The sequence below is a fragment of the Pseudarthrobacter raffinosi genome (assembly GCF_023913835.1).
Classification (GTDB): Bacteria; Actinomycetota; Actinomycetes; order Actinomycetales; family Micrococcaceae; genus Arthrobacter; species Arthrobacter raffinosi.
This window is the reverse complement of sequence record NZ_JAMXBG010000023.1, coordinates 39,611-55,644: the sequence shown is the minus strand read 5'-3', so window position 1 is coordinate 55,644 and position 16,034 is coordinate 39,611. Positions and strand designations below refer to the sequence as shown.

Annotated in this window: 13 protein-coding genes; 10 read left to right on the top strand and 3 right to left on the bottom strand. The window is 60.7% G+C overall.

Going from position 1 to position 16,034, the window contains the following annotated elements; translation table 11 throughout:
- Positions 1–26 precede the first annotated feature (26 nt).
- Complete coding sequence (locus NG697_RS18320; protein WP_252601901.1) at positions 27–782, bottom strand: SDR family NAD(P)-dependent oxidoreductase; 756 nt, start codon at positions 780–782, stop codon at positions 27–29.
- Between the two features lie 265 nt (positions 783–1,047).
- Here NG697_RS18320 and NG697_RS18315 point away from each other — a divergent pair, with 265 nt between their 5' ends.
- The 4 genes from NG697_RS18315 (at position 1,048) to NG697_RS18300 (ending at position 5,605) form a co-directional block, all read left to right on the top strand.
- A complete protein-coding gene (locus NG697_RS18315) occupies positions 1,048–2,037 on the top strand; it encodes a tripartite tricarboxylate transporter substrate binding protein (protein ID WP_252601898.1) in 990 nt (329 codons plus the stop codon).
- 25 nt (positions 2,038–2,062) lie between these two features.
- The gene (locus NG697_RS18310; RefSeq protein WP_252601895.1) at positions 2,063–2,581 is read left to right on the top strand and encodes a tripartite tricarboxylate transporter TctB family protein; all 519 of its coding nucleotides are present in this window, start codon (positions 2,063–2,065) and stop codon (positions 2,579–2,581) included.
- 1 nt (position 2,582) lies between these two features.
- A complete protein-coding gene (locus NG697_RS18305; protein ID WP_252601892.1) occupies positions 2,583–4,109 on the top strand; it encodes a tripartite tricarboxylate transporter permease in 1,527 nt (508 codons plus the stop codon).
- Positions 4,110–4,252: 143 nt separating this feature from the next.
- A complete protein-coding gene (locus NG697_RS18300) occupies positions 4,253–5,605 on the top strand; it encodes an MmgE/PrpD family protein (RefSeq protein WP_252614890.1) in 1,353 nt (450 codons plus the stop codon).
- A gap of 13 nt (positions 5,606–5,618) precedes the next feature.
- On the opposite strand, the gene NG697_RS18295 is transcribed toward NG697_RS18300, so the two are convergent.
- Positions 5,619–6,575 (bottom strand): NADP-dependent oxidoreductase, encoded by a 957-nt coding sequence (locus NG697_RS18295; RefSeq protein ID WP_252601886.1) that lies wholly within the window; start codon positions 6,573–6,575, stop codon positions 5,619–5,621.
- 141 nt (positions 6,576–6,716) lie between these two features.
- On the opposite strand from NG697_RS18295, the gene NG697_RS18290 reads away from it, so the two are divergent.
- The 5 genes from NG697_RS18290 to NG697_RS18270 all read left to right on the top strand — a co-directional run bounded on the left by NG697_RS18290 (position 6,717) and on the right by NG697_RS18270 (position 12,469).
- On the top strand, positions 6,717–7,571 hold the full coding sequence (locus NG697_RS18290) for an alpha/beta fold hydrolase (RefSeq protein WP_252601883.1): 855 nt from the start codon (positions 6,717–6,719) through the stop codon (positions 7,569–7,571).
- 28 nt (positions 7,572–7,599) lie between these two features.
- Positions 7,600–9,156: a flavin-containing monooxygenase gene (locus NG697_RS18285; RefSeq protein WP_252601880.1), complete on the top strand. Its 1,557-nt coding sequence runs from the start codon at positions 7,600–7,602 to the stop codon at positions 9,154–9,156.
- Between the two features lie 2 nt (positions 9,157–9,158).
- Complete coding sequence (locus NG697_RS18280; protein ID WP_252601877.1) at positions 9,159–10,247, top strand: Ldh family oxidoreductase; 1,089 nt, start codon at positions 9,159–9,161, stop codon at positions 10,245–10,247.
- A 48-nt stretch (positions 10,248–10,295) separates the two neighbouring features.
- Positions 10,296–10,979 carry a TetR/AcrR family transcriptional regulator gene (locus tag NG697_RS18275; RefSeq protein WP_252601874.1) on the top strand — a complete coding sequence of 228 codons (684 nt, stop codon included), beginning with the start codon at positions 10,296–10,298 and terminating at the stop codon, positions 10,977–10,979.
- Between the two features lie 101 nt (positions 10,980–11,080).
- Entirely contained in the window at positions 11,081–12,469 is a 1,389-nt protein-coding gene (locus NG697_RS18270; protein WP_308216203.1) for an MFS transporter, read from the top strand.
- Between the two features lie 1,266 nt (positions 12,470–13,735).
- On the opposite strand, the gene NG697_RS18265 is transcribed toward NG697_RS18270, so the two are convergent.
- Positions 13,736–14,641, bottom strand: a complete 906-nt coding sequence (locus NG697_RS18265; RefSeq protein WP_252601871.1) for a LysR family transcriptional regulator — start codon at positions 14,639–14,641, stop codon at positions 13,736–13,738.
- Between the two features lie 137 nt (positions 14,642–14,778).
- Here NG697_RS18265 and NG697_RS18260 point away from each other — a divergent pair, with 137 nt between their 5' ends.
- The gene (locus tag NG697_RS18260; protein ID WP_252614880.1) at positions 14,779–15,939 is read left to right on the top strand and encodes an iron-containing alcohol dehydrogenase; all 1,161 of its coding nucleotides are present in this window, start codon (positions 14,779–14,781) and stop codon (positions 15,937–15,939) included.
- Positions 15,940–16,034 lie beyond the last annotated feature (95 nt).

The following is a 16,034-nucleotide window of genomic DNA, read 5'->3' as shown; positions in this document are numbered from 1 at the left end:
TGCCGTTCGAACGTGGGCCGGGGAGATCAGATTCCCGCAATGCCCACCGTCTTGCCGCCGCACACATATAGTGTCTGCCCAGTGACGAAACCGGATCGATCGTCGAGAAAATGCGCCACACTGTTGGCGATGTCTTCGGGCTCCCCCATCCGTTGCACCGGGATGGAGTCGATGATCGCTCGCGTACCGGGCGCGTCCGGCGGATTTGCCGCTTCGAACATCGCAGTCCGGATTGGTCCCGGGCCAATTGCATTGACGGTTACGCCGTGCTGGCCCAGTTCCAATGCCCAGGTTCTGGTTAGCCCCAGCAACGCCGCCTTCGATGAGGCATACGCTGTTCTTCCCTCCTTACCCAATGCCGCACGGGAAGAGATGTTGACTACGCGCCCGAACCCGCGTTCCTTCATAGCGGGCAGGACTGCCTGCAGGCACTGTATGGCGGTGCGCACGTTGAGCGACCACATCAGGTCAAGGTCTTCCATGCTGACTGTTTCGATCGAAGCCACTCTTATCATGCCGACGTTGTTGACGAGTCGGTGGATCGGCCCGTCTGCCAAAGCCAGTTGCAGTGCGGCGGCGGTGGCCTCGCTGTCGGACAAGTCGGCTCTCAGGCCGGCGCCCACACGGTCGATCACGACGGGCTCGTAGCCCTCCTCAAGACAGCGGTCAACAATCGCCGCCCCGATTCCGGACGCTCCGCCAGTGACAAGTACACGTTCTTTCATAATTCCGTCCTGATTTCGATGATGAGCCCAAAACACGGTTCCCTCGGATTTCGACATCCTGAGAGTGTGGTCCGATTTAGAGATCCAGTTAAGCAGAGGGCAGTCGAGATGGCAATGGTGGGGCACCTGAGTCACGGCTTCCGCCACTTTTCGGTTAGGAGAGGAAGTTCGAGGTGACCAATTCGCACACACTACATATGCATGGATGTGACTTGACTTACATCCAATCCTTCCCCTAACCTCAGTGAAACGGAAGTTTTGATAGTGCACTTCTATTAGCTGTCGAGTAAGCAACGAAGCTCACACCACGACTGGAGACCTCATGAATAAGAAAATCGCCCGCACGGCTGGTGTACTTGCCAGCGTTGGAATTATGTCGGTTGCAGTCGTAGGCTGCGGCAACACTCCCGGGGCAGCCCAATCCGGTAGCGGGTATCCGAGCGAGACGGTTCGCTTCATCATTCCCTATGCCGCCGGAGGACCGACCGACGTTACTGCCCGCGCTCTTGCCCCGTGCCTGGGCAAGGAGCTTGGTCAGTCAGTGGTCGCCGAAAACGTGGCGGGCGGTTCGGGGGCGCTGGGAATGCAGAAGCTGATCACCTCGAAAGCCGACGGACACACAGTGGCGATTGTTTCGACGGGAATGACTGTCCTGACACCGCTTGTCAACGATCTTGATTATTCGAAAGACGACGTCACTCCGATCGGTGTCATTTCCCATGTACCCATGAATCTGGTGGTCGGGAAGGACTCTCCCTACAAGGACGCCAAGGCTTTCATCGACGCAGCCAAGGCCAATCCTGGCAAGCTCAACATCGGCGTATCCGGCTCGTCCACCCCCCAGGCAATAGAACTGCAGCGGCTCGAGGACCAGTACGGAGTAGACATCACGGTGGTGCCCTTCGATGGCAGCGCGGGAGCGACAACAGCTCTGTTGGGCGGCCACGCGGACGCGGCATTTATCAACGATGCTCCCGAAGTCTCCGCCCGGATCGAGGACGGTTCATTTAGGGCGCTTGCCGTGTCCTCTGAAAAGCGGCAGAAACACCTGCCGGACACGCCCACCCTCGTCGATCTTGGTTATCAGGACCTGACCCTGGCCGTCACCACGTACGCATTGGCTGGCCCTGCCGGCTTGCCGGAGGAGGCTACCTCCAAACTGGCCGGGAGCCTGGAGACGTGCCTCAAGGACGCGAAAGCGGTCGAGATCATCGGGGAACGCTTCGTCCCTGAGAAGTTCGATGACGCCGAAGCTCTCAAGGGGATCCTCGACGAGGGCGCAACCGTCTACAAGACCATTTTGAAGAAATAAGTCGCGGAAAGGAATGCACAGCATCATGACTTCCACAGCAGGGAGCAAGGCGACCCAGGAGGTCACGGTGTCTGCGAAGCCCGCCCGCTCGCAATGGCCCCGTGTAATTCCCATCATCTTGCTGTTGGTCGGTGTGGCCGCGATGGTTGGTGCATACCAGCTGTCACTGGGGCAGCTGAACAAGCCGGGAGCCGGCTTGTGGCCGTTCATCGTCGGAGTGTTTCTGACGGTAACCGCGGCCGTTCTCTTCTTTGTCCAGGACCCGTCGGAGTGCGAGCAGTGGAACCGCCGCGCCCTGGGAATTGCCGCGGGCTTGGCGAGCCTGGGAGCGTTCATCGTACTTTTCCAGATGATCGGTTTCCTCATCCCGGCGTTTCTGATGCTCACGCTGTGGCTGAAGACCTTTGGCGAGGAACCATGGCGGCTGGCGGTCCCGCTCGCCGTCGCGGGAGCGGTGGTCATGCACTTTCTGTTCGTAGTGGCACTGGGCGTTCCTTTCCCTAGGGACGTCGTCGTTACACTCTTCTCGGCTTTTGGAGTCTGATATGGACGCGTTGAACAACCTCGCCCTGGGGTTCTCGGTGGCATTTGACCCCATGAACCTACTGTATGTATTCATCGGCGTGGCATTGGGTACTGCAATCGGCGTCCTGCCCGGACTCGGGCCGACAGCCACGATCGCGCTGCTTCTGCCCGTGACGCTCACCCTTGACCCCACTGCTGCCGTCATCCTGCTGGCCGGTATCTATTACGGTTCCATGTACGGGGGAACAATAACGTCGGTGCTGCTGAGGTTGCCCGGTGAAGCCGCCTCCGTAGTGACAACCTTTGACGGTTATCAGATGGCCAGGCAAGGCCGTGCCGGACCGGCCCTTGGTATCTCCGCGATCGGCTCCTTCATCGGCGGGACCGTGTCCGTCATCGGCCTGGTTTTGCTTGCTCCCGTGCTGGCTGATGCGGCGCTTGCTTTCGGCCCTCCCGCTTTCGTGGCGCTCATGGTCCTGGGACTCTTCCTCGTAACCTCCTTGGGCACAGGATCCACGATCAAGGCGCTGTGCATGGCCGCGGTGGGGCTCCTGCTTTCAGCCATTGGCCAGGACTTGGTGACGGGCAAGCCTCGTTTCACCTTTGGTCAGACGTCGCTGCTCGACGGACTGGACTTTGTGGCCGTCGCCATGGGGCTGTTCGGTGTCGGTGAGATTCTGTACAACCTGGAGCAAACGGAGAAAGTACAGGCCTTCACCTCCAAAATCAAAAACATCTGGCCGTCCCGCAAGGACCTCAAGGACTCGTCAGGCGCCATTGCACGTGGTTCCGTGCTTGGCTTCTTCATCGGGATCCTCCCGGGCGGCGGCGGGGTACTTTCCTCCCTGGCGTCCTATGCCATGGAGAAACGCCGGGCCAAAGATCCCAGCAGATTCGGACATGGCGCTATCGAAGGCGTCGCCGGGCCCGAAACGGCCAATAATGCCTCCTCGACCTCGGCCTTCATCCCGCTGCTCGTGCTTGGAATCCCCTCAAATGTCGTTCTCGCGTTGCTGTTCGGGGCGTTGCTGGTCCACGGCATTACGCCCGGACCGCAGATGATGACGAACAACCCTGAGGTTTTCTGGGGGGTCATTGCGTCCATGTTCATCGGCAACCTGATGTTGCTTGCGCTGAACATTCCCCTGGTCGGGTTCTTCGTCCAGATGCTCCGGATCCGTGCCGGTATCCTCGTCACGTTTGCCTTGCTGGTTGTCATGGTCGGTGTCTTCTCGATCAGCAATGACGTGTTCGACATGTGGGTGGTGCTCGTGTTCGGCATTATCGGTTGGCTCATGAAAAAGACCGGCTTTGATCCGGGCCCTCTGGTGCTTGCCTTCGTTCTTGGACCGATCCTCGAGAGCTCCGTCCGGCAGTCGCTCCTGCTCTCCGGCGGCAGTTTCACCATCTTCGTGACCGACCCAATATCACTGACAATCTTCATTGCACTGGGCGCTGGAGTGATCCTCGGGTTTGTCGGCAAACGCCGGCGGCGACTGGCGGCACGGTTCGGTGCCAGCAAGCAGGAGAAGGTGGCCGCCGAATAGCGGACTGCATCGGGCCGGACGCCCCTCAGCTAGGATGCCATTTCATCAGGACAGAGAGTTGTGCCGTGACCGCTGAAGATAAATCATCCATCATCGCCGGTCTGGCGGCCCATCTGGACGGCCTGCGCTTCGAGCAACTGCCAGTGGCCGTTGTTGAACAGGCCAAGACCGTTCTCTGCCATAACCTCGTTGTTGCCCTCGGGGCGCGAAACCTCAGCGTTCCCGGGCAAGACCGGGTGGCCTGGCCGGATGGTGCGCCCCGCGCGGCGACAGCGACCCGGCTGACCGATGGCCTGCGCGGTCCGAATGAGGCGAGCGTATACACGAACTCATTGCTCATGGGCGCACGCGCCCAGCACGATGAACACCCCGGCTCAGTAAGTCATTTCGGCAGCTGCGTAATACCGCCGCTGTTGGCCGTGGCGGAGAACCGATCCTTGGACGGCCGCGCGTTCCTGGTGGCCATGATTGGCGGCTATCAGGTGGGCGCAGCCATCGGCCGGAGTTCGGTAAGTGCCACCACACGGCGGGGGTTCCGGCCCACGGGCCTGTATGGACCTTTCGCCGGGGCGGGCGCAGTCGCGAAGGCGTGCGGGGGAGGGCCGACGCAAATCGCCAATGCGCTTGCCATTGCGGCCAGTTCCTCAGCAGGCATCACGCAAATGTGGAAGCGCGGAACTGACGAATGGCGTTATCAGACAGCTGCCGCCGCCAGGAGCGGATTCAACGCCGCAATGCTGGCAGAGGAAGGAGCGGCGGGCGCACCCGATGCATTGGAAGGAACCGCGGGTTTCTACAGGGCGTTTGCGGATGAAGAGCGCACGGACCGGAACGCAATCCTGGGCGGCTTAGGGAAATGGGCGATCAGCGATGTCCTTCTCAAGCCGTACCCTGTGTGCGCGATCAACCAGGCTGCCGTTCAAAGAGTCCTTGAGCTCCGACAAAGCCACCGTTTCACGGCCGGGGACGTCGTCGAAATCGTCGTCTCCTTGGCCGATAGCGACAGGAGCTACCCGGGGGTCGATGCGCCGGGCCGGCCGTCCACACCTACGGCCGCCATGATGAGCATGCAGTTCTCCCTGGGGGTGGCGCTCGTCCACGGAGGCCTCGACGTCAGCCATCTGGCGGATCACGGAAATCCGGCCGTGCTGAAGGCTGCTGCAAAGGTTAAATTTGAGAGTAGGCCTGAACAAGCCCTGGATACGATGCCAGCCCAACCAGCGGATCATCGGGCGGCAGTGCAGATCCGCTTGCTTGACGGCCGCAGCATCAGTTCGGGCCCTGCCCGTGCGGTCGAGTACGACCGGGGTGGTGTTCTTGACCTGGCCCGCGATCTCCTGCCGGCGTCCGGACTTTCGTGGGAGGCCATGGAAGCCTTGACGAATTTTTTATTCACCATGGAGAATCGCGCCGACGCGGCACAGCTTTTGACACTGTGCAATCCTTCCCGGATGCGGGAAGGGGCGGCTGCCCCATTGCAGGGTTCGTTGTCGTAAATGCCCGCAAAGGCTACGGCGTCAGGACGATCTTGCCCGTCGTGCGTCCGGTCTCACCCATTTCGTGGGCGACCCGAGCGTCCGACAAAGGCAGGACGGCCGAGACGTGGGGGCGGAGCTCTCCCGATTCAACCAGCAGGGCCAGCGCCCTCAGCCCTTCGCGGTCGGGTTCGACAACCACCAAGGTGTACTGGACGCCAGCAGCGGAGGCCGCTGCTGCCGTGGGGCCGTGCCTGCGGGGAATCAGGGAAACGAGGATCCCGCCGGGGCGCAGAGCACCGATGGAGTGCTGTCCGGTTCCGGCGCCTATCGTATCAATAACAATGTCTACCTTGTCCAGGCTTTCGGCGACGTCGGTCTCGGTATAGTCCAGCACTTCATCGGCTCCCAGGCCGCGTACGAACTCGTGTTTGGATCGCCGGGCAGTGCCGATGACGTAGGCTCCCAAGGCCTTTGCAATCTGTACCGCCAGATGACCCACGCCGCCGGCAGCCGCGTGGATGAGCACGCGCTGGCCGGCCTGCACGCCGGCGGCATCAACCAGGGACTGCCACGCGGTAAGCCCGGCCAGGGGAAGCGCAGCCGCGTGGACATGATCCAGGCCGGTTGGTTTGTGGGCGAATTGCCGGGCCGGCCCGGCAACGTACTCAGCGTAGGCACCTGCCTGTTGAGGGAATAGAGGCATTCCGAAGACTTCATCACCAGGATGGAAGAGAACTGAACCTTCGGCCACTTCCTCAACAACACCGGAGACATCGAACCCCAGGATTGGCGGGTTCTTCCACAGCTTCCTGCCGCCGGTAGCGCGGCTCTTCCAATCAGTGGGATTCACCCCGATTGCTTTGACCCGCACCAGCACTTCGCCAGGCTGTGGCGAGGGCCTGTCCACTTCGATTTCGCGGAGAACTTCGGGCGGCCCCCAGACAGCGGGGCTAACCGCTCGCATCCGCAGCTGGTTTTCTACGCTCATGAAATAACTCCCTCGGCAGAACCTAAATTGGGTTGTGAGCGGCACCACAACCATGGTACTAATGATAGTACACTTCATTGTGAGTGCTCTATCAAAAGTTTAGATAGTTCCGTTCCGCGACGCGTGGTGAAAGGAAGCAGCGTGAGTTTTTATCCGGGCATAACCGAGGGCACCGTCAGAGCTGACGGCGTCGAGGTCAAGTATTACGACTCCGGCGATAAGCCCGGAGGCGGGGCGCCTATTGTCCTACTCCACGGGACAGGAGGAAGCGCGGAAAACAACTTCGCCGCCCTGCTGCCCATGTTGTCCTTCCGGCACCGCGTGATCGCCCTCGACTTCGTCGACGAAATTCCGGAGGGATCCGGCCCGCTGGCCTTGGACCACTTTGTCGGTCAGACGTCAGCAGTTATCAACAAACTTTCGCCGGGCAGGCCGGTGACCCTGGTGGGCTATTCTCTGGGGGCTGTCGTCGCCGCTGTGGTGGCAGCTGAACAGCCCGAACTGGTCCGGAACCTTGTTCTGGTCGCGGGGTGGATGAAAACGGACGAGCAGCAGAAGCTGCGGAACTCCGTCTGGCAGCAGCTTCACGATTCGGACTCCGGGGCATTGCCCGAGTTCATGCTCCTCACCGCTTTCAGCTCCCGGTTCGTGGCCACGCGCCCGCCGGCCGAGCTCCAAAAGCTCATTGCGGGCATTAAGGCCGGCCCCAGCCGGGCGCGCAAGATGCGCCTCAACAGATCCGTGGACATATCCGCCAAACTGTCAGCCGTCCGGGCACGGACGCTGGTCATCGGATGCTCCGATGATCAGATGGCGCCTATTCGACACAGTCACGCGCTGTTCGGCGCGATTGATGACTCGCGTTTTGTTGAAATTTCCAGTGGGCACGCAGTGGTCCATGAGCGGCCTGCTGAACTTTTCACCCGGATCGACGATTTCGTCCAGGGACATGCTTCCGATGATGCCGGGGCCGTGCTGGCTCCCGTCCACGCTTGAGTCAGAATCACAGAAACGAGGACTACCGATGAAAACGACTGACACCGCAGTATCGGCCGAAGCCGGCCGAAGCCACGAAAATGATCCGTTGAACAGCGTCGATGTGATCATCGTCGGCACCGGTTTCTCCGGTCTTGGCATGGGCATCCAACTGATTCGTGAAAACAACCCGTCATTCGTCATGCTGGAGCGCGCAGAGGACGTCGGCGGGACCTGGCGTGACAACACGTATCCGGGCGCGGCGTGTGACATTCAGTCGCATCTGTATTCGTACTCCTTTCGCCCTAACCCGGACTGGTCGAGGGTCTACGCCACCCAGCCCGAGATTCTTCAGTATCTGCAGGCTGCCGCCCGCGAAGAAGGACTCATCCCGCATATCCGTTTTGGGGCTGAAGTGCTTGACGCCCGCTGGGACGAGACCCAGGAACGCTGGATCGTCTCCACACCGAGGGGAACCTTCGCCGGCAAGTCCTTGGTCACGGCGTCCGGCCACCTCTCGGATCCAAAGTTCCCCGACATCAAGGGAATCGACAGTTTCACAGGCGAGATCTTCCACTCGGCGCAGTGGGACCACAGTGTCGAGCTGGAGGGCAAACGCATCGGAGTGGTTGGTTCGGGCGCGTCCGCGATCCAGATCGTTCCGGAAATCGCGGAAACTGCCACTCACCTGACAGTCTTTCAGCGCTCCGCTCCTTACGTCATACCCCGCTTGGACTACTTCTATACCGACGCCGAGCGCGGAATGTTCCGCAAGTTTCCCCACACGGCACAGGCGATTAGGGATGAGCTTTTCTGGGGCAACGAGGCACGGTTCCCCCAGCGCCGGGGCGTCCCCGCCTTCATCGACCAGATCACCGAAGTCGCCGACAACCACCGCAAAACCCAAGTTACCGTCCCGGATCTGTATGAAAAGCTCACCCCGGACTACGCGATCGGCTGCAAGCGGATCCTGATTTCCAACGATTACTACCCCGCCCTGGGCCGATCCAACGTCACCCTGGAAACGGACGGGATCAGCCACATCGAAGGGAACGCCGTCATCACCCGGACCGGTGAACGCCACGAGCTGGACGTCCTCATCCTGAGCACTGGATTCGAGGCAAGCGACCTTCCCATTTCCCACCGGATATACGGCAAATCCGGTGGCTTGCTCGCAGACCATTGGAGCAACGGCGGACAGGCCTACGCGTGCACCACAGTCAGCGGATTTCCAAATCTCTTTGTGATGCTTGGACCGAATACCGGCCTGGGCGCAGGATCGATCATCTACATGGCCGAAACCCAGATCTCCTACATAGCGGGGGCCATAAAGTACATGCAGCAGAACTCCGTCTCTTCCCTCGAGATAACCGCCGAGGCTGAGGAAGAGTACGTGAAAACCATTGATGAACGCGCCCAAGGCACCGTCTGGCTCTCAGGAGGCTGCGAAAGCTGGTACGTTGACCCCCGGAATGGCCGGCTGACCACGCTTTGGCCGGATTTCATGAGCCAGTTCCGGAAGGAAAACGGGACCTTCAAGGATGCCGGTTATATTGTGAAGACCCATTCGAACCAAGACGAGCCGATGTTCGCCGGCGGACGATGACCATGTCAGCAGACTTGGTTTCCGTTGAGGAATCCTGGCTTCGGTCGATGGTCGAGTGCATCTTCGGCTCGCTGGGCTACTCTCCGGCCTCGGCGGCAAGCGTCACCGATTCGCTGGTGGAGGCGGACCTCCGCGGTGTTCGGTCCCACGGCACGATGCGTGTGCCTATGTACGTTGAGCGCATCCGGGCCGGCTCAGTCTCTCAGCATGAGCGGGCAGAGGTGGTGCGGGAGCAGGGTGCGGTTTGTGTGCTGGATGCCCGCCACGCCCTCGGTTCGCTGACGTCTGACCAGGCGATGGCGCTGGCCATGGAGAAAGCTGGGACGTTCGGCGTGGGCGCGGTATCAGTCAGACACGGCTTTCACTTCGGTGCCGCGTCCCGGTATGTGCTGCAGGCGGCGAACGCCGGCTACGTCGGCATAGCTGCTGCAAACACGCGTCCGCTCATGGCCGCCATCGGCGGAGCTGAAGCCGTCGTGGGCAACAATCCGCTGGCCATCGGCGCGCCGAGCGCCGACGGACTCCACCTTGTTCTTGACATGGCCCTCTCAGAAGCGGCGTTTGGCAAAATCAAATCAGCCGAGCAGAACGGGACCCGCATCCCGGAATCCTGGGCGACGGCGCCGGACGGATCCTCGACGACGGATCCCGCCGAAGCGATCCGCGGACTCTTGCTTCCCATGGGCGGCCCCAAGGGCTTTGGCCTGGCCATGATGGTGGACGTTCTCACCGGAATACTCTCCGGTGGTGCTTGGGGTGATGGGGTTCAGGGACTGTATACGGGGCCCGAAAAACCCAACGACTGTTCCCACTTCTTTCTGGCCCTGAATATCGGGGCCTTCACGGACCCGGACGAATTCCGCCATCAGGTGGCCGCCATGGCTGATCGGGTGCGCACCTCGCGCCGCGCACCGGGTGTCAACGCCGTGTTCACTCCCGGCGAGCCTGAATGGAACGCCCGCGAATCGGCCGGAGATGGCAAGGTCTTCATCGACGCATCCGTCGCCGAAGAACTCGTAAACCTGGAGCGGTCTCTCGGTGGCCCTGCCTCCAACGTCCCCGAGTCGATGGCCTCCCCGGGCGGCTTCTGATTTACTGGGTTGAATGTTTCGGATCAGACTCTCAAAGGGGCAGCACTCGTGAGCCAAAAGCAGGTAACAGCGGTGATTGGCAAGAAGCAGCAGCTGAGCCTTCGGGAACGGTCCAAACTGGGCAAGGCCGAGCGGATCAGGGCCGCTGCCGAGCAGCTCCTCAGCGAGCGAAGCATCGAAAAAATTACCACGCGGGAGGTCGCAGAGCTCGCAGGAATTGGTGAAGCAACGCTGTTCCGCTACATCGGAAGCAAACGCGAACTCCTGATGATGGTGTACGGAGATCAGATGGACGCCATACTGACCAAGATCGAGAGGGAGGATGCCGTGCTGGCATCCTCCGGATCCCTTAAGCGTGATGACGGACAGGCGTACTGCGATCGTATCTACAGCATCTACCGTGCCCGCTGCGAGTTCTACCGGCGTAACCCGGATAACGCCGCGCTCTACATGCGGGAAGGTTTCCAGGTCGGCAGCGTGACCGGAGCGCGGAACATCGCCCAGGGCGACCGGTCGATCCGCATGGTCGGAGCTATCCTTGCCGAGGGCCAAAGCCAGGGTGCCCTGATCGCGACCGTTGATCCCTACCTCGTCGCCCAAAACTGCCACGGTATTTTTATCCATGAAATTGACCGCACACCGGTCCGAGGCTTTACGCCGCAGACGATTTGGGACAGGACAGGCGCTCGGTTGTCGGTGCAGTTGTCTCCGCTGATGATTCGTACAGCCTGAGCTCTGGCGGGATCTCTGACAGCAATGACGAGCCCTGACTTTCGCCCGCGCCAATCTCGGTCTTTGCAGCGGTCCAAGCCGCCGCCTTGTCGGGTTGGGCCGTGAGCAGGCAAGTGGGCATATGGCGCCTTACGAAACCTCTGCGGCTGCTGGCCGACCAGCCCACGAGGCTTGCATATTGGGGGTTGCTGGGGTCCTCTACGCTGGCCACACTGTCCAGCAACATACTTAACGCGCCCCTGGGGATCATCAGGGCGGAACTTTCTTCGACAGTCGCTGAAATAGTCCTGATGGTCAGCGCCTTCACTGTGGTCCTGACCGTCGCAGTCCCGGTGGCGGGATGGTGCTGCGACCGTTTCGGAAACCGGCGGATGCTGCTGTGGGCCTTCGGGCTGATGGTGGCCGCAGACGTCGTGGGTTTCATGGCAGACACAGTAGGCATGCTGGTTTCGGTGCGTGCGGTACAGGGACTGGCCACAAGTTTCATTGCCTCCGGTGTACAGAAATCGCTCATCGTACTCTGGCCTTCCTTGCGCAGACGCTCACTTGCCTTGTGGGCTTCGGCATTGGGTATCGGTCAGGTTTTGGGACCTCTGGCCGGCGGGGCCATAAGTCAGACGCTGGGCTGGCGGGCTGTGTTCATTGTGCATTCGCTGCTGTGCGCGTTAATGTTTTGCCTCCTCCTAGCGGCTTTGCCGTCAGTAATCGACCGCATGGTCCCGACGAATATTGCTGGCCTCTTTCTGCTGGGCGCCGGAGCCACAGGAGTCGTCGTCGGCTTTACGCTGCTGGCACAGCGGACGCTGCCAGCTCCGGCGATATTCAGCGGACTCCTGGGCAGCGTCCTGCTCGTGGGCTTCGTTTGGGTAGCCAGGCAACATCCTGATGGGCTTATCGACCCCCGCCATCTGATCGATCGCCGCTTTGCCGGAAGTGCAGCAGGAGCGGCTGCGGCGATGTTTGCGATGGGATCTTTCCTCGTAGCCACACCCTTATTTCTGTCGGCGCACCTTGACACCCGACCGGACGTCATCGGCGTCGTTCTCTGTTGCCTTGCGATTGCCATGAGCCTGGGCGGTCCAATGGCAGGTCTTCTGTGCCGTAGATTATCGATCAATGGGACGATAAGGCTCGGTTTGCTGGCTAACATGGTCGCTGCTATCGGCATGGGAGTGGTGTATCTCCTGCCGACGCCGGGGGCGATCATTGTGACCGCGACTCTTCTGCTCACCCTTGCCGGCTTTGGAATATCAGTCGTCCAAAGCTTGTCGGCCGAGACGCTGGCAGCGTCGCCTCCCGGAAGATCCGGCCTGGGGATCGGAATTCACAACATGATCAAGTTCTCGGGCATGGCGGTTGCCTATGCCTGGATAGCGGCTTTTCCCCCCGGGGACAACCCGCTGCTTTCTTTCGCGGGTGTTGCATTTGCGGTCGCCGCGGCGTTCGTATTTGTGTGGTCGACCGGGCGACGTTCCGCTACCAGCCCTTGATCTCTTTCGTGGGCCAGAAGGCCACCCAAGATGACCTACATTTCAGTGTCAGGAGCCAAGTGGGCAAACCGGGACCCAACCTGGGACTTTTCTGCTAGAGCCGTCCGGAAATCCCGGGGCGCCCGGTAGGCAAAAATGCAGCGGCCGCGGTGACGGTCAGTTAATGACTCGCAGCCGGACGCGGGACGTTGTCAGTCCACATCAACACCGACCGGATCATCAGCAGCGGCCCGTACCGTCACCCCCACAACCCAAAGCACGAGGCAACACAAAAACAGTCCAGATACACGCCGCGCAGCGACATCTTCAGCGACGAGGAAGGAATTGAGTAAGCGCAGAATTTCCCTTCCAAGGGACTGCTGGGGCGCAATCCTTGTAGCAACTGTCGGAGCTATTAGCGCAAGGCCCCGGGTGCACCGCCCCTTGGATTGACTCGACTCCCGTCAGGACGGAGCGCCGGGACCACAGCCCCCATCACCCAGAAATGAGGGTGTGGCACTTGCAATCACAGGTATGGACATTTCTGTCCAAGGCGCAGCTGCCAGCCTCGAGAACAGGCCGGGCATCTCGACGGGTGGAGGCCGGCGCTTGTTGCGGCGGATCATTCTTGCTGATTGTAGGCGTTGGTTTGAGATGGCATCGTAGACCGAAGGCGGGCGATGACACCCACCATACAAAGGGGACCAGTCGCATGGCCCGGGCAGGACGCCACTGAGGGTCATGGCGGCAGTTGCAGCGGCAGCCCTGATTCTTCCTGGAGGGGCTGGGGAGTGTAGTGCCCGGCTTCACCTAGCTCGTTAGCGTAAACGGCGGCGGCGTTCAGTGGACCGGGACAGCAATCAGCCAGCGTTCAGCGCCGGCCCACGCTACGTCCCGTTCATTTCAACGGCGGAGAATCTGGCGACGAATGACCTGTCACAGTAAGGCTGGGCTCCACGAGTCCGGGTACGACGTAACTGTCCGGGACAGGGTCACCGGAGTGACGCAGTAGGTCAGCTTCAAGGAGCTGGCGCGGGATTCAGGCGGACAGCGGTTGCCCAATGTCACCAGCGGCGTGGACGAGGCCGGCGGCGGGGTCAGCCCGGGTATCGGCATGGACAGCCGCCACGTGGCTGGTCGATCCGCTCGTGAGCCCGGTCTGGGTTTCGTGAACGAGCACATCCGCCGCAAGTTCGTATCGTCGGGCACCCGATCCTCGGCGAAGTGTTTGCTGCCAGCGCAGCGGCCGAAGAGGGCGGAGCTTCGGGCGGACGGTTCCATGAATCGCTAGTGCGGAATGGAAGAAGTTACCTCAAGATATGGATGGGCGAGGACCAGCTCCATGAGTTCCTGATGGGCCGCCCGGATCCTGGCCAACCGCTGCAGCTCACGAGGAACAGCCAGCCAGTACTTCCTCCGAATAGCTACCGATTTATCCAGGATATGGACGAGCCGGCTATCAGGCTCAGCAATGAAAAAGGGAAGGACTGCAACACCCAGCCCCGCAACTGCGGCCATCCATTGCCCCGTGATGTTGTTCGTTTGGATGGCCGGCCGGACTCCAGGGAGTGCTGCGTCCAGAAATCGCAGCGCAGGAATGTCCAGAAGCGAATCCACGTAGCCGATGACGGAGTGCTTGAGGAGCTCATCCACGTTAGATATGGGCCCGTGTCGTTGAAGGTACTGTGCGCTTGCATACAGGCCGAGCGGATACTCTGCAAGTTCGAAAGACTCAACCCCCCGGATCGTCGGCCGTGCCAGCGAGATGCCGACATCAAATTCCTTTGAGGCCAACAGGTTGAGGCGGGTGGCCGTGACTATTTCCACTTTGAGGTCGGGATACCGTGCTCGTAGATTACCCAGTCCCGGGCTGAGTACGAAAGCTCCGAACCCATCAGGGGCGGCAATCCGCAAGGTGCCGGATAGCCGCCCTGCCGAGGACCCGAGTTCCTCGGCGGCGGCCAGCAGGGATGATTCCACAGCCTCGGCATGGATAGCCAGGCGTTCCCCGGCTTCCGTGAGCTCCCACCCTCCCGGGACGCGCACGAACAATCTCGCGCCACTGGCCTTTTCAAGTTGGGTGATGCGGCGACCCACCGTCGTGTGGTCAACGCCCAGTCCACGTGCCGCTGCCACCAGCTTGCCCGTACGGGATACCTCCAAGAAGAAGCGTAAGTCGTCAGCAGAGATCATCTGATTATCGTATCGTGCAGAAATGCACACCAATGGGCACTTTTGGTCATTGTTTGGGCATCCGTACCATGAGAGCGTGGAAGCAATTCCAATACATACCGCCCTATGCGAGGGGCGTGTTCAAACAAAGGTGTTTCATGGTTGCCAGCATTGCACTTCCCCGCCTAATGCGAGTAGGCGGGGAAGCCATCCACGAGGCGGGCTCCTTAGTCAGCGACCTCGGAGGGCGCCGCCCGCTTGTAGTCACCGACGCCTATATGGTTGCTTCCGGCGTGGTTGGCAGTTTGACCGAAACTCTGCGGAAGTCCGGGCTGAGTGTCGCCGTATTCTCAGGAACGGTTCCTGATCCCACCACCGATTCCCTGAGCGACGGTGTGAGAGCGGTTCACGAACACGAGGCTGACATCATCATCGGTCTCGGCGGCGGTAGCGCAATCGATACAGCCAAAGCTCTTGGAATCCTAAGCCGGCAAGGCGGCGAGATGCGGGACTACAAGGCACCGAGGAACAACATTGGCCCTGCGCTTCCCGTTGTCGCAATTCCCACCACAGCAGGAAGTGGTTCCGAAGCCACGCAGTTTACGATCATCAGCGACTCCGAGACCAACGAAAAGATGCTGTGCGTCGGCGCAGCATTCCTGCCTGTGGCTGCTGTCATTGACCACACGCTTACCCTGTCCATGCCACCCCGGCTCACTGCTGATACAGGCATCGATGCGCTGACCCACGCCATTGAAGCCTTTGTCAGCAAGAAGGCCAGTCCTTTCTCAGACGCATTCGCGCTGTCAGCTATCAAGACCATCGGGATGAACCTCCGAAAGGTCTACGAAGATGGCTCGAACCAGGCAGCCCGGGAGGCCATGATGCTGGCCGCCACCCAGGCAGGTATCGCCTTTTCCAACTCCAGCGTCGCGTTGGTTCACGGCATGAGCAGGCCCATAGGTGCTCACTTCCATGTGGCACACGGGCTGGCGAATGCGATGCTATTTCCAGCTGTAACCGAATTCTCAGTAACTGCCGCGGAGTCACGATATGCCGAATGCGCGCGTGCTCTAGGCGTAGCCTCCGCAGCAGCAACCGACCGAGAAGCTTCGGTAGCGCTCGTGGCCGAACTGCATGCGATCAATGCCGACCTAGACGTTCCCACCCCAGAGGTCTTCGGCATCGACCGGCATGCTTGGGAATCCAAACTTCCGCTCATGGCCGAACAGGCGCTGTCCTCCGGTTCACCCGCCAACAATCCCGTCATTCCCGATGCACAGCAAATCCAAGACATTTACGCCAGCATCTACGCCTAGCCAATCCCAATACATCCTCCTCTCGCTCCCGCTGCGGGGCGGCAAGAGACAGCTCTCTAATCAGATATTGCATGTGCGGCCGCATGAACGCCCGA